Raw genomic sequence first — 19,417 nt, forward strand, 5'->3', positions numbered from 1 at the left:
ACACCGTCACCGTCACCATCGCCGCAAAGTAATCCCAAGCCCCATAGGGCACAGCGACTTTCGTCGGGCAGTTCAAGCCTGCTCCCCCGTCCGGGTAACCGGGCGGGGGCTTTTTAATGCGCGCATGACAGGGGGCGGAATGGCAGATGCCGGCCCACCATCAGCCGGCGCGCAAGCCTTCGGCAGGCCGGGAGTGCCAAATTACTGTCCTGTCCCGGTGGAACGGGCGCGATAGGTGCGCAACTGCTCGTTAAAGCGGTCCGCGAAAATCTGCATGGCGGAGATGGTCAGGTCGTATTGCTGGATCAGGGCCAGATATTCGCGGGCCGTGATGCGGGGCAACGATGCCTTCACCAGCTTGTCCAGGCACTGGTTAAAGGCTTCCGACTCGGTGACGTAGCTTTTCACCGCAAGCTGGGCATCGCGCATCTGCTGTTCGGTTGCCGTCTTGCCATCGGGCAATTTACCGGGGACCTTGGGCCGCGTGCAGCCGGATTCGGCCGCGGCGGCGGCCGCCGCTTTGGCCTGGGCATCCTGCTGCTTGGCCACATCACCGATGGTCGGCAGGTTGGTTGCCGCCGGCAACTGCACCGCCGGCTGCGCCTGCGCGGGCCGGGCCGGCTGTTCCGCCTGCCGGGCGATCTCCCCCAGGGTCGGGCCCACGGGGCGGGCATTGTCCTGGGTGGCGGCCAGCGCGGGGGCGGCACCCAAGGCCAGGGTGGCGGCGAACAGGGAACGGATCAGCAGGGACATGGGACGGCGAACGCTCCAACGCGGGACCAATCGGTACGGTGGCGGAGTTATATCAAGGTCAAGAAATCTTGGCCTTGATATCCGCGCTGACGGGCGCGGCGGCGGCTCGTGCCGCCGAAGTCAGTAAATTCTGGGGAACCGGAATTTACTGACACTGGTATTAGGCACAGCGCGCGTTCGCATGCAAGCGGGCGAAATGCCCTTCCATCGCCGCAAACAAGTGGTAAAGAGCGGGTGCTGGCTGCTTGGATGGTTTCGGGATGATCGGTGCGTTCGATTCGGGTCATGGCGGACTGACGGTGCTGCGCGCCCTGCATGAGCGTCTGCCCACCCACGATTTCCTTTATCTGGGCGATCATGCCGATGCCCCCTATGGCGACCGCACGCCGGAAGAGATCTACGCCCTGACCCTTGCCGGCGTCTCGCGCCTGTTCGACCGGGGCGCGCGCCTGGTGATCCTGGCCTGCAACACGGCCTCGGCGGTGGCGCTGCGCCGGCTGCAGCAGACCTGGCTGGACCAGGCCTGGCCCGGCCGGCGCGTGCTGGGCGTGCTGGTCCCCATGGTGGAGGCGGTGACGGGCGTGCCCTGGATGGCCGACGTCGCGGCCAGCCGGCAGGCGGGCGAGGCACGGACCATCGGCATCTTCGCCACCAGCCGCACCGTCGACAGCGGCGCCTACCCGCGCGAGATCGCGGCCCGCGCGCCGGAGGTGCGGGTGGTGCAGCAGGCCTGCCCCGACCTTGTCCCCCTGATCGAACAGGGGGCGGCGCGCGGCCGGCTGTCGGATGCGGTCAACCGTTACACCGATGCGTTGATGATCCGGCTGGACGGGGTGGCGCCGCAGGCCGTGATGCTGGGCTGCACCCATTATCCGCTGGTCGCCGACCTGTTCACCGCGGCCCTGCCGGCGGGGGTGGAGGTACTGTCGCAACCCGACCTGACGGCCAAAAGCCTGACGGCCTATCTGGAGCGCCATCCGGAATTCGACCGGCCGGGCCGGGGCGAGGTCGGCTTCATGACCACCGGCGACCCCGCCCGCATCACAGAACTGGCCACCCGGTTCTTCGGCAAGCCGGCGCGGTTCGAAAAGGTCTGATGCCAGGGGGCAAAACTTTTGACCCCTGGCATCCGCGCCGACGGGCGCGGCGGCGGCCCCTGCCGCCGAAGCCGATAAATTCCGATGGGTCGGAATTTATCGGCACTGGTGTGATGCCCTTCCCGCCCCCCAACGCCTCTGCTTTCAGGGGGCGGAGGAAGGACGGGCCTTGTGTGTGATCACCCTTTCTTGGCGAAGCGGTAGCTGACCTCCACGATGCCGTGGTCCTCGGCGCTGTCATGGAAAATGAAGCCCAGGTCGCGGCACAGGCCCAGCATGCCGGCATTCTCCCGCAGCACCTCGCCGAACACCTCGCCGATGCCGCGGCTTTCGGCATAAGCCAGTATTTCCTTCATCAGGCGTGACCCCAGCCCCTTGCCCTTCATGTCCGACCGGACCAGCACCGCATATTCGGCCCGGTCATTGTCCGGGTCGGCCGTGATACGCACCACGCCGAAGATGGGACCGGGCTTGTCCGGATCACTCATGTCCAGCGGAATGGCGACCAGGGCCATTTCACGGTCATAGTCGATCTGGGTCAGCCTTGCCGCCATCTGGTGCGACAGGCGGCGCATGGGCGCGAAGAAGCGCAGGCGCATATCCTCCACGCTGGTGGCGGCCACCATGTCATGGATCGCCGCCTCATCCTCGGGCCGGATGGGACGGACCAGGAATTCCCGGCCCGAGCGCAGCTTGACCGTATGTTCCAGCTTCTTGGGATAGGCGCGGATGGCCAGCCGCTTCAGCGCCTGTTCGGTCAATGGCCGCACCCGGATACGCGCGTCCAGCGCCAGCACCCCGGCACCGTCGGCATAAAGCGGGTTGATGTCCAGTTCCGCGATTTCCGGGAAATCGATGATCAACTGGCTGACCTTGGTCATGGCCAGCGCTACCGCATCCATATCCGCCGGCGCCATGTGGCGATAGCCCTGCAACAGCTTGTAGACGCGGGTCCGGGCCATGGCCTCGCGCGCCAGGTTCAGGTTGAGGGGCGGCAGGGCAAGCGCCTTGTCGTCCAGCACCTCGACCGCGACGCCGCCGGCCCCGAACAGGATAACCGGACCGAACAAGGCATCATCCACCATGCCCAGGATCAGTTCCTGGGCGCCGGGCCGGTGCGCCATCTCCTGCACCGTGAAGCCCTCGATCCGGGCGTCGGGCATGGCGGAACGGATACGTTCCAGCATCGCCTCCGCCTCGGCCCAGACCTGGGTGGGCAACAGGTTCAGCGACACGCCGCCCAGATCGGATTTGTGCGTGATGTCGGGCGACAGGATCTTCAGCGCGGTGCGCCCGCCCAGCCGCTTGGCCGCCCGTTCGGCCTCTGCCGGGGTGGCGGCGGTGACGGTCTGGACACAGGGGATGCCATAGGCGCGCAGCACCTCCTTGGCCTCATACTCCGACAGCCAGCCGCGCCCATCGGCCAGGGCGGCATCGATGACGGGACGGACGGCGCCCATATCCACGTCGAACTGTTCCGGCACGCTGGCCGGCATTTCCATCAGCAGTTCCTGATTGCGCCGGTATTGCACCAGATGCAGGAAGGCGCGCACGGCCTGGTTGGGTGTCTGGTAATGCGGGATACGGGCCTGATCCAGAAGCTTGCGCGACGGGGCCGCCTGCTGTTCACCCAGCCAACTGGCCAGCACGGGCAGGCGGCGGCCGCCACCGGTCCGGTTGTTCTGGTCGCGTGCGATATCGGCCAGGGCCTGGGCCGCGTCGCGCCCGTCGGCCACGGCCGTGGGACAGTTCAGCACCAGCACGGCGTCGATATTCTTGTCGGCCATGACGATCTTCATGGCGTCGGCATACCGCTTGCCATCGGCATCGCCGATAATATCGACCGGGTTGCCCCGGCTCCAGGTGGGGGGCAGCACCTTGTCCAGCGCGGCCAGCGTCTCCGGCGCCAGTTGCGCCAGATGCCCGCCGCCCGCAATCAGCGTGTCGGTGGCCAGCACGCCGACGCCGCCGCCATTGGTGACGATGGCCAGCCGGTCGCCCCCGATCTGCACGCCGGTGGCCAGCGTCTCCACGGCGGCGAACAGTTCGTCCAGTTCGCCCACGCGCAGCATGCCCGCCCGGCGGAATGCGGCGTCATAGACGGCATCGGCCCCGGCCAGGGCGCCCGTATGGCTGCTGGCGGCGCGCGACCCTTCCTCGCTGCGGCCCGCCTTGATGACGATCACCGGCTTGGATCGGGCCGCCGTGCGGGCCGCCGACATGAATTTGCGGGCCGAGGTGATGGCTTCGACATAAAGCAGAATGGCCCGCACCGAGGCGTCCTGGGCCAGATAGTCCAGCATGTCACCGAAATCGACATCGGCCTTGGAGCCCAGCGAGATCAGGTGGGAAAAGCCGATGCCGCGCGGCGTGGCCCAGTCCACGATGGAGGTCACCACCGCACCCGACTGCGCCACCAGGGCGATATCGCCCTTCAGCGGCGGCACATGGCAGAAACTGGCATTCAACCCCTGGCCCGGCACCATGATGCCCAGGCAGTTCGGCCCGATGATGCGCAGCAGATGCGGCCGGGCCGCGTCCAGCACGGCCTGCTGCAACCTTTTCCCCTCCTCCCCCATTTCCGCGAAACCGGCGGTGATGACGACGGCGGCCTTGGTGCCGCGCGCACCCAGTTCGGCGATCAGGCCCGGCACGGTGGCGGGCGGGGTGGCGATGACGGCCAGTTCCGGGGTGATGGGCAGGTCGGAAACCGATGGATAGGCCAGCACCCCCTCGATCGACCGTTCACGCGGGTTGACGGGCATGATCGGCCCGTCGAACCCGGCATTGAACAGGTTGCGGGCCACAACCTTGCCCACCGACCTTTCCCGCCGGCTGGCCCCGATCAGGGCGACGGAGGCAGGCTTGAACAGGCTGTTCAGATTACGGATGGTCATGGCGGTGGCTCCTGACGGGCGGGATCACGCATCCGGCCATCATGCCGGACACGGGCGCCACCATAAACCACGACCATCGGACGGCGATGACATGGGTCAATCATTCGCCGACCGACAGCGATCAGAACAGCAAGGTTTCCGGATTCCGGATCGGTTCGTCGTTGATGGCCTTCAACAGGCTTTTGATCGACCGGATCAGCCACCACAGGCCCACCACGATCAGGATCAGTACGCCGATACCGATAAAAGCCGTCGCCGACCCGATGATGATGCCCAGCACCCCCATCCAGAAGGTGCGGATGATATAGGTGATATGGGTTTCCCACAGGGTCCCCCGCGCATCCGCCCGTTTCAGATAGGCGATGATCACACCGATCAGGCCGAATCCGACGATGCTCAGCAGATTGCTGACCACCACCACCATGCGCATGCCGCTGTTATAACGGTCGCTCTCGAAATAGCTCATGTCGCCTTTCCCCTTTCATCCCCGCATGAAAGCGCGAAGCGGCGGCCCCGGCAACAGGGACCGCCGATCGGCATCATCCCAGAAGGTAATCCTGGCTCCACCCGGTCAGCGGTACCAGCAGGGACGGATCGGTGGGCATAGCGGGAACATAGCCGTCCAGGGAATAGGCGAAGCGTTTTTCCGCCTGGCCATTGACGATGTAATGGTTGACTAGGGCGCTGTGATCCAGGCCGAAGGCGGCGAACAGGTCGCCGTTGAACGCGGCATAGGCCTCGGCGCTGAACCCCACGGCGGACCGCCCCTCGGCCCGGCCGGTCTGGATAAAATGCTCGACCAGGGCCTTTTCGTTCAGGCCGAAGGCCCGGAACAGGTCGGGGTTCAGGGCTGCATAGGCCTCGGCATCGAAACCGCTGGCCAGCCGCCCCTCCTTCTCCCCGTAATTCATGTAATGCTCGATCAGGGAACGGTGGTTCAGCCCGAAGGCGGCATAGAGGTCCGGGTTCAGCGCGGCATAGGCGACGGCATCGAACCCTTCGCGCGGCCGCGCCTCATTCACGCCCATCGTCTGGTAATGGGTCAGCAGCGCCTTGGCATCCAGACCATAGACGGCATAAAGATCCGCGTTCTGGGCGGCATAGGCCTCGGCATCGAAGCCCGTGGCAATGCGCCCTTCCGACCGGCCATTATTGATATAATGCTGAATCAGGCCGGCATCGTCCCCCGCAAAGATCCTGTCCAGCGAACTGTTCTGTGCGCGATAGGCCTCCAGGCTGAAACCGGCCTGGAAATCATCATTGACGATGGTGGACCGCGCCGTGATGTTGCCGCCAACCGTGGGGACCAGCGCGCCCTGCACATTGCTGATGGTGCCAACCAGGACATAGTCGGACCAGACATCGGTATTGCCGCTCGCGGCCGGCAACAGGATGTCGATGCCGCTCTGCCCCGCCGCGATGGTATAGCTGCGCGAGCCGATGGAATAACCGCTGGCCGTGGCATAGCTGAAATCGAAGGTCACAGCCTGGGTCGCGGGCTGCGACAGGCTGACGGTGAAAACGGCCGTTGGTGATGTGGCGGGCGCCAGCACGGAACTGATGATCTTGCCTTCGACAATGATGGGATAGGAACCGCGATCGCCTTCCTGCACATAGGAACCGGTCAGGCGCAGGCTGACCGCGTCCGCGGCGGCCAATGTCATCACCTGATCGGCGAAAGACAGCCGTTCCACCCCGATCAGCATGTCGGTGCCATCGTTGCCGGTATCGTGGCGGACGGTCGTGATGCCATTGATGGTGGTGATGGTGTATTCGGCCTTTTTGCCGGTGAAGAGGGCGGTATCAACACCCGCACCGCCATAAAGCCGGTCATCCCCCGCACCGCCCGCCAGCATATCGTCGCCCGCATCGCCGAACAGGCGGTTGGTGCCGCCATTGCCGCGCAGCGTGTCGCCGGCCAGCCCGCCGAACAGGTCACGCTCCCCCTCCAGGGCCGTGCGGGTGACAGCACTGGTCTGATTGGCCAGGATGAAATCATTCGCCGACAGAAGGTCACGGTCGCCGGTGAAGGCGAATACACCGGAATCCCCGCCGATGCCGGCCCGAAACGCCGTCGCCGCCTTGCCGGAAATCCCCGCATATTCGGCCAGATAACGCACCGTCTCCATGCTGCTGATGCCCAGGGCGGACAGGTCGATCCGGTCGGTGCCTCTGGTGAAGTCGATCACCACATCGCGGCCATTGATCTGGTTGACCACGAACAGGTCGCGACCGGCACCCCCGGACCAGACATCGGCACCATAGGCGCCGTACCAGCCCGCAGGTTCCGTGGGATCATCCATGATCGTGTCGTCGCCGGCCCCGCCGAACAGCCGGTCGATGCCACTGGCCCCGCCGATCAGCGTGTCATTGCCGGACCCACCGGTCAGCAGGCCGGCAGTACCGACGGCACTGATCTGCCGGGCCGGGCTATCCTCTGCAAAGATGAAATCCGCTGCCGTCAGCTTTTGACGGTCGATATTCAGCGTCAGGCCGAGGGAACCCAGTTGCAGAAGTTGCGGTGACCCCGACGGCAGGGCGGCAAGCCCTCGGATCACATCGAAGCTGCTGATCCCCAGATCCGATACATCGATCCGATCCACGCCCTGGGTGAAATCCACGATCTCGGCATAGGTGGTGCTGGTGCCACCTTCCAGGACAAAAATGTCCCGGCCGGCCCCGCCGGACATACGGCTGCTGCCGCCGGTCGCAGCATAGAGGATGTCGTCGCCCCCCTCGCCGAACATCCAGGAACCATTGCCCGAACCGTGCAGCCGGTCATTGCCGACACCACCATAAAGGTGGCTCATCCACCCGCCATAAATCTCGCGCGGGGTCGTGTCGGTGGACAGGATGAAATCACTGGCCGACAGAAGATTGGAATCCACCCCGGTCAGGAAGAAACTGACCTGCGACCCGCGGGCCAGATTAAAACTGGTGCCATAGCCCGGCGGGCCGCTGGTCATCAGGGCTTTCAGCGTATCCCAACTGCTGATGCCAAAGGCGCTGACATCGATCCGGTCCTGCCCACGGGTGAAGTCGGCAATGGTGTAGCTGGCGTAACCGCTGCTGATATCGGTGGAAATGACAAAGACATCGTTGCCGATGCCGCCGATGGCCCGGTCCCAGCCGCCGCGCAGGATCAACCGGTCATCCCCGGCCCCGCCGATCAGGGAATCATCGCCGCTGCCGCCATCCAGCGTGTCGTTGCCCACACCGCCGATCAGGTCATCGGGGCCGCCGCCGCCACGGATCAATCCACCCGACACCGGTCCTGCAAAAATGAAATCGCTGGCGCGCAGCGCTTCCGGCGCCACCCCCAGATAGAAGGAATAAAGATTGCTGGCGCTGCGGAACTGGAACTGCCAGTTGCCGTCCCCGGCGGCGGTGAAGAATAGCCGTGCCGTTTCCAGGTCGGGGATGCCCAGAGCCGACAGGTCGATCCTGTCCTCACCCTGGGTGAAGTCGAGAATCCGTGAAATCCCATAGCTGTAATAGCTGGCGGGCGGACCGGGAATGAACAAGTCACGGCCATCGCCGCCGATCAAACTGTCACTACCGCCAACATAGAGGACGTCGTCACCCGGGCCGCCGGACAGACGATCGAACCCCTCCCCGCCATTCAGCGTATCGTTTCCTTCACCACCGACCAAAGTATCGTTACCATATGAACCATCTATATTATCATTTCCGGATGTCCCAACAATCGAATCATCGCCGTATTCACCAATAATATTGGCCATTTTCCACCCCGCCTCATGACGATCCGTTCTCGGAGAGAATATTTAAATAACATAGGGCCGCCTGAATATCTATCAGCAGACGATGTTGCTCTTTGTACTATCCCGAAAGAGGCAGTTTTTTACGGTTCCTCAAAGAAAGACCGGCGCCACCAGGGGCGCCGGTCCGCAGATGCAGGGATAAAGCATTTGTGAAATCAGGCCGCGAAGTCCCCGTTGGTCGCCGGGACACCCACCAGATCCAGGGCGGACGTCGCGGCAATGCCGTCGGCATTGTAGGCCAGCCGCCCTTCCGCCCGGCCATTGCTGATATAATGGCTGATCAGCGCATTATGGTTCAGGCCGAACACGCCCAGCAGGTCCGGGTTCAGGGCGGCGTAGGTTTCCGCATCGAACCCGACGGCCAACCGCCCTTCCGCCCGGCCGTTATGGATATAGTGATCCACCAACTGGCTTGTGTTCAGGCCGAAGATGCGGAACAGGTCGGGGTTCAGCGCGGCATAGGCCTCGGCATCGAAGCCGACCGCCAGCCTCCCTTCGGCCCGGCCATTGCTGACATAATGGCTGATCAAGGCGCCCTTGTTCAGACCGAAGGCCGCGAACAGGTCGGGGTTCAGCGCGGCATAGGCGTCGGCGTCGAACCCCGTCGCCAGCCGCCCTTCCGCCTTGCCCCAGCCCTGGTAATGGTTGGCAAGAGCCGTCGCATCCAGGCCGAAATACCGGAACAGGTCGGGGTTCATGGCCGCATAGGCGTCGGCATCAAAACCACTGCTGGCCCGGCCCTCGTAACGGCCGTTGGTGGCATAGTGGCTGACATAGGCGGCATCATTGGCGCCGAAGACCGATACAAGGTCGGGGTTCAGGGCGCGGTAGGCCGCCAAGGTGAAGGATGACTGGAAATCGTCATTCACGATGGTGCTGACGGCCGTGACGCCGCCGACGTTCCCTTCCAGGGTGGCATTGGCCAGATTCGATGCCATCAAGGTCACAGTCTCGTGTCCTTCGACACGCGTATCCCCCTGCACCACAACCTTGATCGTGGCGGTACGGGAGCCGGCGGCGATGGTTACGCTCTGTGGGTCGGGCTGAATATAATCGATGCCGCTGGTGGCGGTCCCGGACCGGACGGTGGAAACAAAAGTGACCGGACTATCGCTGGCCGAAGACAAGCTGGCGGTGAAGATCAAGGTTGTGGTGCCGGCGTTGCCTTCCAGCACGCGACTGCCAGTGAGGGTCAGGACCGGCACCGGTGCCGATTGCACAGTGACACTGGTATCGTTGAACAGCAGCGTTTCAACACCATACAGCGTATCCGTGCCTTCGGTATTGCCCAAATCCCGGACAATGGTGGCGCCATTGGCGGTCGTGATCTGGTAATTGGCACGCGCACCGGTAAACACGGCCGTGTCCTGGCCCAAGCCGCCATAAAGCGTGTCGTTGCCGGCACCACCAACCAGACGATCATCGCCTGCATCACCGAACAGCCGGTCATAGCCATTGGCGCCGGCCAGCGTATCCGCACCGCCCCCGCCGAACAGATCGTCATGATAACTGGTGCCGGTCAGGGTGATGGCAGCCGTCTGGCTGGCAAAGATGAAATCGCTGCTGGTCAGGCGGGGGCGGGCGACCAGCATGTCCATGATATTGGTATCACCGTTATATCGCGTTTCCAGACGCGTCACGGCGCTGCCGTCCGGCGCCTGGAGCGCGGATGCCAGTTCGAGCAGTGTGGTCAGGCTGCTGATGCCCAGTCCGGATACGTCGAGCCGGTCCTGGCCTTGGGTGAAGTCGGCGATAATATCACTGTTGGTGCTGTAGTCGCCACGACGTTCGAACACAAACACATCCTTGCCCGCGCCACCGAAGAGAACGTCGCTGCCATTGCCGCCGACCAGCCGGTCATCACCGGCATCGCCGAACAGCGCATCGTCCCCGTTGCCACCAACAACGGTATCATTGGCGCTTCCGCCAAACAGATGGTCGGCATAGGCCGTACCCGTCAGATTCTGAGGCGAGTTGTTGCTGGCAAAGATGAAATCGTTGCTCGTCAACAATGTGACATTGACGGCGAAGGTGAGGGTATTGGTGTCGCCACTATAATCGGTGCTGATGGTCGACAGTTGAGTGCCGTCCGCCGCCTGTTCGGCATCTGTCAGGGCCAGCAGGGTGTCCATGCTGTTGATCCCCAGACCCGACACATCAATCCGGTCCTGACCCTGGGTGAAATCGGTAATGGTGTTGTAATTGCGGCTATAGTCGGTCTGCCGGTCCAGGACGAAGACATCGTTGCCGGCACCACCCGTGAAGGTGTCGTTGCCATTGCCACCGATCAGACGGTCATTACCGGCATCACCGAACAGCCTGTCATCACCGTTGCCGCCCAGGATGGTGTCATTGCCGGCACCACCGAACAGGTCGTCTGAATAGTTGGTGCCGGTCAGGTTCTGTGCCGCGCTGTTATTGGCGAAGATAAAATCGCTGCTGACCAGCAGCGTCTGATTGGCACCAAAGGTCAGGCTGTTGGTATCACCGCTGTAATTGGTGGAAATCGTGGTCAACTGGCTGCCATCAGCCGCCTGTTGCGCGGTGGTCAGGGCGAGGAGCGTGGCCAGACTGTTAATGCCCAGACCGGATACATCGATCCGATCCTGCCCCTTGGCAAAGTCGGCGATAACGTTCACGTTGCGACTGTAATCGTTCATCCGGTCCAAAACGAAGACGTCATTACCGCCCCCGCCGAAGAATGTGTCATTGCCATTGCCACCGACAAGGCGGTCATCACCGGCATCACCAAACAACCGGTCCGCCCCACTACCCCCGGTCAACGTATCATTGCCCGCCCCGCCGAACAGATCGTCGGCGGAGTTGGTCCCGCTCAGGCTCTGCGGACCATTATTGGCGGCAAAGATAAAATCACTGCTGACCAGTAATGTCTGATTGGCACCAAAGGTCAGCGTGTTGGCATCACCATTGTAGTTGGTTGTTATGACGGTCTGCTGACTGCCATCGGTCGCCTGTTGCGCGCGGGTCAGGGTCAGCAGAGTGGTCAAGCTGTTGATACCCAGTCCGGAAACATCGATCCGATCCTGGCCTTTAGCAAAATCCGTGATCAGATCATTATTGCTGGAATAGTTCGTCAAACGCTCCAGGACAAAAACGTCATTGCCGCTGCCACCGGTCAGCATGTCACTGCCATTGCCACCGACCAGCCTGTCATCACCCGCGTCACCGGCGATGGTGTCTTCACCGCTACCGCCCAACAGGGTATCGGCGCCATCGCCTCCGTTAATCATATCCGCGCTGGTGGACCCGGTCAGCGAATCATTACCACTGGTCCCGTTGAACGTTGCCATTTCCATATCTCCAGGCTTTAGAATTTTGTGAAATATCAAATGTCATGACAGCCCAAAGCCAGCACAAAGCTAAGGGTGGGCGTATTGAATGCGAAATTTACCAAAAACTTCAAGTTAAAATATCAATAACACCGAACAAAGAGTCCGACATAAGCTTGTATTCTTATAAATATAACCATAACTATAAACATAATTAATATATCTTTATTTTTATAAAATACACCTGACGATAGGTCTTAATTGAAAGTATATTTTCAACATACAAATAAACCCATACAAAAGAAAAGGCCGGGATTCGTTTGAATCCCGGCCTTTGCCCACCTGAACATGAGACGGTGCGATCACCCTTCCTTCTGGAACCGGTCCACGCTTTCCTGGATCAGCTGGGCCGCCATATCCGCCTCGTCCCAGCGGACAATGCGAACCCACTTGCCGTGTTCCAGATCCTTATAGTGTTCGAAGAAATGGGCGATCTGCTCGACCAGGATCTGGGGAAGCTGACGGTAGCTGGTGATGTCCTTGTAGAACGGGTGCAGCTTGTCCACCGGCACGGCCAGGATCTTTTCATCCATGCCGGCATCGTCTTCCATGATCAGCACGCCGATGGGGCGCGAGCGCAGGACGACGCCTGGGACCACGGGGGTGGTGCCCACCACCATCACGTCGATCGGATCACCGTCCAGCGCCAGCGTGTGCGGCACGAAGCCGTAATTGGCCGGATAGAACATGGCGGTGTGCAGGAAGCGGTCGACGTAAAGCGCGCCGCTGTCCTTGTCCAGCTCGTACTTCACGGGCTGGCCGCCCTGCGGGATCTCGATGACGACGTTGATGTCCCAGGGCGGGTTCTTGCCGACGGGGATCTTGGTGATGTCCATGGCACGGGCCTTCTTTGGCAACGGAACAGGGTAGAAATCGGCGCGATCCTAGCCGAGTGCAGGTGCGAAATGAAGTTTACGGAAGGATGATCCCCTGTGCATTTCCGCCGCATCTACCAAGGTCGTAGAGGCGGCGGCGGGACGGACGGCATGGCGCCCGCCCCGCCTGGCCTTGGGTCAGGGGGTGGTGGGGGCCGCCGGTTCCGCCCCCGCGGGTGCCGGCACAGGTGCCGCGACCGGCACGGGGGCCGGGGGCAGAACCGTCAGGCTCCCGGCCGCCGTGCGGGCATAACGGCCGCCATCGATCAGGTCGTCCAGACGCGCCGCCGGCAGGGTGAAGCTGCCCTGGGTGACGGCACGGGCCAGATAGACCAGACGGAAATTCCCGCTGTCGGGCATGCCGTCCAGGGCCGCCACGAACCGGTCGTCGCGGAACTCCACCAGCGCCGCCTCCGAAAGGGTCCCCAGCCAGGACAGATCGCCCAGTTGCGCACTGCCGGCCAGCCGCACATTCTCCACCACCAGACCCGCCGGCAGCGGATCGATCAGCAGCAGCGGCCCGGTCAATGGCTGTTCCGCCTTGCCTTCCAGCACGACCACCAGCAGATCGCCCGCCCGGATATTCTTCAGGTTGGCGGGCCGGCCCTTGCCGTCCTTGAACTGCCGGCTCAGGGTCAGGCCGCCCGCCGCTTCCGCCTTGTCCGGGATGGACAGGATGCCGGCGATGGTGGAAAGCGTGGACAAAGGCTGGTCCCCGCGATTGGCCACCGGCAGCGATGCCCCATCGCCAAGGGGGCGCAAAAGCGGGCCGTTGCCCGTCACGGCCTGACCATCCACGACGATGTTCAGAGCCGGCGGGCGCGTGGCCAGCGCCTGGGCCGCCAGCAGCAGCCAGGCGCGTTCCTGCGTCGCCACCAGGGCCGGGTCCCGCAGCATGCCCGTCAGCGCCGCCTCTTCCGCCTGGATGCGGGCGGGGTCGGCATTGGCGGCGATCAGCAGGGCCAGGGTGGCCGCCCGGTCGCGCAGCGGCGAGCCGAAATCACGGATGCCCGGCACCCCCGGCAAGGGATCGTCCAGCCGGGTCAGGATATCGCCCGCCCGCTGCCCATCCCCCAGGATGGCAAAGGCGGCGGCGATCTGGGCGCGGGCCAGCCGAGTGGGCACACGGGCCTGGAACGTCTCCTGGAAGAAACGCAGGGGCGTGGCGTCGATGGCGCGGGCACGGGCGGCCACATACAGCGCATAGGCCCGCGCCGGCAGTTCCGCATCCTCCACCCAGCTATTGCCGATGGACCGCACCAGCCAATCCATGCCGCGGCGATATCCATCCTCCGGCACGGTGAAGCCAGCCTCCCGCGAGCGGGTCAGCACGTCCAGCGCAAAGGCCGTCAGCCAGGGGTCGGCCGGCCCGTCATGGGCCCAGAGCGAGAAGGCGCCATCCGCGCGCTGGCGGCTGATCAGCCGTTCCACCAGATCGTCGGCCTTGGCCTTCAGCTTGTCATCGGCCGGCAGGCCCAGGGCCTTCTGCCAGTCATTGGCGCCGGGCAGGGGCAGCAGCCGGGCGGCGATCTGGTCCGCCGACCCGAAGGGCCGCGCATCGATCAGCAGCAGATGCGACAGCGCGTCCAGCGTATCGTGGGGGCTGACCATGGCCAGCTTCCACGACGCCCCGGCGATGCCGCCGTCCGGCTTGGGCACCGTCAGCGTCGCCGTCTGGCCCGGTGCAATCCGGCTCCGGACCTGGGTGGCGGCCACGGCATGGGCCGGGCGGATATTGACAGGGAAGCGGCGGGTCAGGCTGTAGCCTTCCGGTCCCGTCACATTGACCACCAGCACCCCGTAACCGGGATCGCCGGCCACCAGGGTGCGGTCGATGGAGAGTTTGCGGCCGCGCGCCAGGGCCTGGAAGCTGGTTTCGGCCTTGCCGCCCTCCAGCTTCACCGGACCTTCGGCCGTCAGCGACAGTTTGTAGGCGCCGCGCACCGGGCCGGACAGGTTCTCCAGGTTCAAGGCGATGCGTGCCTTGTCGCCCGGCGCCAGGAACCCCGGCAGCACCATGTCGGTGGCAATGTCGTCGCGCACATCCAGCGCGCCGCGCGCCACACCCACCTTGGCATCGGACCAGGCGACGGCGGTCAGGGACAGGCGGCCCGCCATGTCGGGCAGGACCAGATTAACCTCCGCCTTGCCATCCGCCCCCACCGTCACCACGCCGGAATGCAGCGCCGTCACCGGGCCGCTACGCGGCGCGGTGGTGATGCGGCTACCCTTGTCCTTGTCCCCGCCATTGGCGGGGGTGGCGTTGGTGCCCTCATTGGGATTGACCAGCCGGCCATAGACATCGCGCAGTTCCACGGCCAGCCGGCGTTTGCCCAGGAACCAGCCGACAGGATCGACCATCTGGGTTTCCGGCAGACGGGCCACGGCCTCGTCCACGGCGGTGACCAGCACGCGCACCGACGATCCCGGCTCCGCCCCCGTGACGGTCACGGGCAGTTTCACCGACCCGCGCGGATGGACGGCCGGCTGTTCGGCGATGCTGACCGACAGGGACCGGTCGGCCGGGTCGATGGCGACCCAGCCCATGCCCAGCGCCCGGCGCGGCGGTGTGCGATTGCCCGGATCGGCCGGCGCGAAGGAGGTGGCTAGCACATGGGCGCCGGCCGTGATGTCATCGGGCAGCGGCAGTTCGACAAACGCGCCCTCTGTCCCGATCTCGCTGACCAGCATGTGGCGGATCGACCGGTCGGCCAGGGCGATGGCGACCGTGCCGGCATAAGGCGGACGCACGAAGACGCGGACCTTCTGTCCCGGCTTGTGCAGGGGTTCCTGCACCTTCACTTCCACCGCGTCGGGCGTATCGGCCAGCTTGGCCGACACCCACCAGCCGGCGGAGAAGCGGAGCGACGAGGCGGCGCCCGTGGCGGGATCAAAGACTTCCAGCCGGTAACGGCCAGCACGGACCTGCTCCTCGATCGTTGCCGGCTGTCCGGCCGCGACATTGATGCTGCCGCCCGTCAAGCGGCGATCCTTCACGATGGTGCGGTATTCCCAGCGGCCGTCGGCCGCGTACCATTCGTAATCGTACTCTTCCTCGAACAGGTCCCAGGTCAGGCCATTGCGGGCCACCTTCTGCCCTTCTGCCCCCACGGCCAGGACATCGACAGAGACGGTGGCCCCTTCGGGCACGGCATCGCCGCTGAAATTGGGCTTCAGACCCAGGGTGACGGGCTGGAACTCCACCGGCAGGACCAGTTCCTGATCCACCGACCGGCCGCCTACATCATGCAATGTGGTGCGCAGCACGGCTTCCAGCCGGCGGCTGGTATCGGGCAGCTTGCCCAGATCGACATTCAGCACGGCCCGGCCGTCGGCACCGGTGGTGAATCCGGGCAGGGCGCGTTTCTCCGGTGCCAGCGATTGCTGGGCCAGACCGAAACGATAGCCGTCCAGCCCCGGACGCGGCCGGTCCGTGGGACGCAGGGTCAGCGTCATCTCGCCGGGCAGCAGGCCGGCGGCCCCCCCGTTCAGGTAACGGGCATCGATGGACAGCCCCACCTTTCCATCCGCCCCGATCCGGGCCCGGTCGGCGGTCAGGTCGAAGGCGATGCGGGCAGGCGCCACCTCCCCCACATTGAACCGCGTCTGGCCCAGGGCGGGACCGGCGGGGTCCAGATGGGCCTTGGCGGTCCAGCGGCCGGAGGGGGCGTTGGCGGGCAGTTCCACGCGCCAGACATGCACGCCGGCCCCGCCATCATCGACGGTCCGGCGTTCCACCTCCAGCCCGTCGGGACGCACCACCTTGAAGGTCAGTTTCTGGCCCGGCAGGGCCCTGGCATCGGCATCCCGCAGCAGGGCCGTCAGCCAGACCGGGTCGCCCGGCCGATAGGCGCCCCGTTCGGGGAACAGATAGGCGTCGGCATTGCCGGCCACGACACGGCCGCCATCGCCCTTGCCCGCCAGTTCGACCGCCGGCGCCCCGAAATCCAGCAGGGAAAAGCCGCCCTCGGCGGTGGAGGCGAACAGGGCCTGGGGCGCCGCCTCGTTAACACCACCGATCTGCGTCGCCTCGAATCGGACCAGACCATCGGCGCCCGTCACGGCACGGCCCAGTTCCCGCTTGTCACGCGCGACAAGGCGCAATTCCACCCCGGCCTGCGGCTTCGCCGAGGACAGGCTGCGCGCGAAGACATAGAGGCCGTTGGCCGCCTTGAAACTGGTCAGGCCCAGATCGGACACGACGAACCATTGCGTGGCGCGCTTGTCCCAGGCCTGGAAGGACAGGGCCGCATCCTCCGCCACCGCGACATAGACGCCGGGGGCCAGATCGCCGGTCACGGCGTCGATGGGAAAGGCGATCTGCGTGGCCTTGTTGCGCTCACCCGCGATGGCCATTTCCCCGCGCCAGACGCGCTCGCCCTTCTGGTCCAGGACGTCGCCGATCTCGAACTCCGTCATGGTCTGGTTGGAACGGCCGTAGTAAAGCTGTTCCACCAGGGCGCGGTCGTTCAGGCGCAGAACGGTCAGGCGGGCACGGTCGACATTGACCCCGCGCAGGGGCAACCCCTCGGCATCGACGCGCGGCAGGATATAGCCCTGCCCCCGGAAGGACAGGCTGGGCTTACGGTCGGGCACGGCCAGATCGCGGCTGATGGCGTCGGCCAGCTTCTCCTTGGCACCCGCCGCCGGCAGGCCGGCATTGATGGTCACGGCATAGCGCTGGCCATGTTTCAACCCGTCCAGGCACAGGCTCTGGTCACGCGTGACAAGGGTGACTCCCTGCGCCGGCTCGATGCTGACGAACCGCGACAGCTCGTTCGTGCGCCCGCGCTGTCGCGGCAGGGGACGGGAAAAGGCGAAGCAGGCCTGCGGCTTGTCGCGCTCGGCAGCGATCTCCACCCCCGTCAGTTCAAAGGGCCGGGTCTCCGGCCCGGCCTTGGGCGGGGCGGCCGGTGGCGGCGCCCCCTCCTGCGCGGCAAGGGCGGCGGGCGCCAGGAGGATTCCCGTGGCGAACAGCAGGGCGGAAAGGCGCGGCATCTGGATCGGAATGCGGGTGGCGGGACGGATTGATGAATAGCATGAAACGCCGGGATTATGGCGTCACAACGGCCAGAGGACGCTGTTTTGACGCGCATTGCAACAAGGGCGTTGATCCATCGTCCTTGTTGCGGCGTTTCATTGCGTGAACCAGGCCGTCATGATAGCGGCTTGCCGGTCCATTCCGCCGCCGCCCGCGCGACAGAGGCCCCATGACAGACATCCATGATGACCTGCCCCCCCGACGCCGCCTGCCCAATCTGGACTGGCCGCGGCTGGCGCTCTGGCTGGGCGGGTTCGCCTTGCTGGGACCGGCGCTGTGGAACGGCTTCCCCATCGTGTTCTTCGACACGGCCGGCTATATCAAGAGGGTGCTGGACTGGGACCTGGAGCCCGGCCGGTCCTTCTTCTATGGCCTGTTCCTGTTCGTTACATCAGGCGGGTGGTTCAGCTTCTGGGGGCCGGTGCTGGTCCAGGCGGCGGCAACGCTGTGGCTGATCCATCTGCTGCTGCGGACCCACGGCATCGGCATCCGTGACTGGCCCCTGCGGCAGGTGACGGGGGTGGTGGCCATCGGCCTGTCGGCCCTGACGGGCGTGTCCTGGTATGTGGCGCAACTGATGCCGGATATTCTGCTGCCGCTGCTGGTCCTCTGCTTCTGGCTGCTGTCTTTCCGCTGGGACGATCTGGACTGGCGGGAACGGGTCTGCGTGGGCGCCATCGGCCTGCTGGCCCTGATGTCGCACATGTCCTCCATGGCGCTGGCCGGCGGTCTGGTCGTCACCATCGCGGCGGCCAAGGGTCTGGACCGCTGGCGTGGCTGGGGCCTGCGGCCGCGCGTGCTGCCGTCGGCGGCCTTGCTGGCCCTGTCGCTTGTCGCCATGCCGACCCTGCATATGGCGATGATCGGCAAGCCGGGCTTCACGCCGGGCGGCCCGGTCTTCATCTTCGGCCGGCTGGTGCAGGATGGGCTGGCCCAGCGCTATCTGACCGACCATTGCCCCGACGCCACCATCAAGCTTTGCGCCTATAAGGACAGCCTGCCGGCCAAGGCGGATGATTTCATCTGGCACAAGGACAGCCCCTTCATCGCCATCGGCGGCTGGGACGGCGCGGGGCCGGAACTGTCGCGGCTGGTCGGGGGCATCGTCACCGCCTATCCGGGCGCCTTCCTGTCCACGGCCCTGACGGCCACGGCGGACCAGTTGGTCATGGTGAAGACCGGTGACGGGCTGGATGAATGGCAGGAGGTGACCCGCTGGATCTTCCGCGCCTTCATGGCCGATGGCCAGCACCAGTCCTTTGCCGGCGCCCGCCAGCAACGGCAGAAGACGACGCGCGGCCTGTTCGATGCGCTGAACCTCGTGCATGTGCCGGTGGCCCATCTGTCGGGCCTGGGGCTGATCCTGGTGGCCGTCTGGGGCTTTCGCACCGGGCGGCGGGAACTGGCGGCGCTTGCCCTGTTCGTGGTCATCGCCCTGATCGGCAACGCCTTCATCAATGGCGCGCTCTCCAACCCGCACGACCGGTATCAGAGCCGTATCGTCTGGCTGGCGACACTGGTGATGGCGGTGGCGGGTCTGACCCGGGCCCGCCACCGCGACCCGGCGCCGTAACCGGCCCGCCTTATGGTATCCTTCCCCATGCCTGCGCCCCATGGAAAAT

General features: G+C 64.8%; 9 protein-coding genes. 2 read left to right on the forward strand and 7 right to left on the reverse strand.

Going from position 1 to position 19,417, the window contains the following annotated elements; translation table 11 throughout:
* Positions 1 to 201: 201 nt before the first annotated feature.
* Positions 202 to 753 carry a hypothetical protein gene (locus KBA48_RS14900; protein ID WP_292907686.1) on the reverse strand — a complete coding sequence of 184 codons (552 nt, stop codon included), beginning with the start codon at positions 751 to 753 and terminating at the stop codon, positions 202 to 204.
* Between the two features lie 260 nt (positions 754 to 1,013).
* Here KBA48_RS14900 and murI point away from each other — a divergent pair, with 260 nt between their 5' ends.
* Positions 1,014 to 1,850, forward strand: coding sequence for a glutamate racemase (murI, locus tag KBA48_RS14905; RefSeq protein ID WP_292907688.1), 837 nt, complete (start codon positions 1,014 to 1,016; stop codon positions 1,848 to 1,850).
* Between the two features lie 179 nt (positions 1,851 to 2,029).
* On the opposite strand, the gene KBA48_RS14910 is transcribed toward murI, so the two are convergent.
* The 6 genes from KBA48_RS14910 to KBA48_RS14935 all read right to left on the reverse strand — a co-directional run bounded on the left by KBA48_RS14910 (position 2,030) and on the right by KBA48_RS14935 (position 17,752).
* The gene (locus tag KBA48_RS14910; protein ID WP_292907690.1) at positions 2,030 to 4,747 is read right to left on the reverse strand and encodes a bifunctional acetate--CoA ligase family protein/GNAT family N-acetyltransferase; all 2,718 of its coding nucleotides are present in this window, start codon (positions 4,745 to 4,747) and stop codon (positions 2,030 to 2,032) included.
* A 121-nt stretch (positions 4,748 to 4,868) separates the two neighbouring features.
* On the reverse strand, positions 4,869 to 5,213 hold the full coding sequence (locus KBA48_RS14915; protein WP_292907692.1) for a hypothetical protein: 345 nt from the start codon (positions 5,211 to 5,213) through the stop codon (positions 4,869 to 4,871).
* A 73-nt stretch (positions 5,214 to 5,286) separates the two neighbouring features.
* The gene (locus tag KBA48_RS14920; protein ID WP_292907694.1) at positions 5,287 to 8,490 is read right to left on the reverse strand and encodes a M10 family metallopeptidase C-terminal domain-containing protein; all 3,204 of its coding nucleotides are present in this window, start codon (positions 8,488 to 8,490) and stop codon (positions 5,287 to 5,289) included.
* Between the two features lie 194 nt (positions 8,491 to 8,684).
* Positions 8,685 to 11,840 (reverse strand): M10 family metallopeptidase C-terminal domain-containing protein, encoded by a 3,156-nt coding sequence (locus KBA48_RS14925; protein WP_292907696.1) that lies wholly within the window; start codon positions 11,838 to 11,840, stop codon positions 8,685 to 8,687.
* 341 nt (positions 11,841 to 12,181) lie between these two features.
* Positions 12,182 to 12,715 carry an inorganic diphosphatase gene (gene ppa / locus KBA48_RS14930; RefSeq protein ID WP_292907698.1) on the reverse strand — a complete coding sequence of 178 codons (534 nt, stop codon included), beginning with the start codon at positions 12,713 to 12,715 and terminating at the stop codon, positions 12,182 to 12,184.
* Positions 12,716 to 12,892: 177 nt separating this feature from the next.
* A complete protein-coding gene (locus KBA48_RS14935) occupies positions 12,893 to 17,752 on the reverse strand; it encodes an alpha-2-macroglobulin (RefSeq protein ID WP_292907700.1) in 4,860 nt (1,619 codons plus the stop codon).
* Between the two features lie 212 nt (positions 17,753 to 17,964).
* On the opposite strand from KBA48_RS14935, the gene KBA48_RS14940 reads away from it, so the two are divergent.
* On the forward strand, positions 17,965 to 19,368 hold the full coding sequence (locus KBA48_RS14940; RefSeq protein ID WP_292907702.1) for a hypothetical protein: 1,404 nt from the start codon (positions 17,965 to 17,967) through the stop codon (positions 19,366 to 19,368).
* Positions 19,369 to 19,417: the final 49 nt, after the last annotated feature.

The organism is Niveispirillum sp. (assembly GCF_017996735.1).
In the GTDB taxonomy this organism is placed as follows: domain Bacteria; phylum Pseudomonadota; class Alphaproteobacteria; order Azospirillales; family Azospirillaceae; genus Niveispirillum.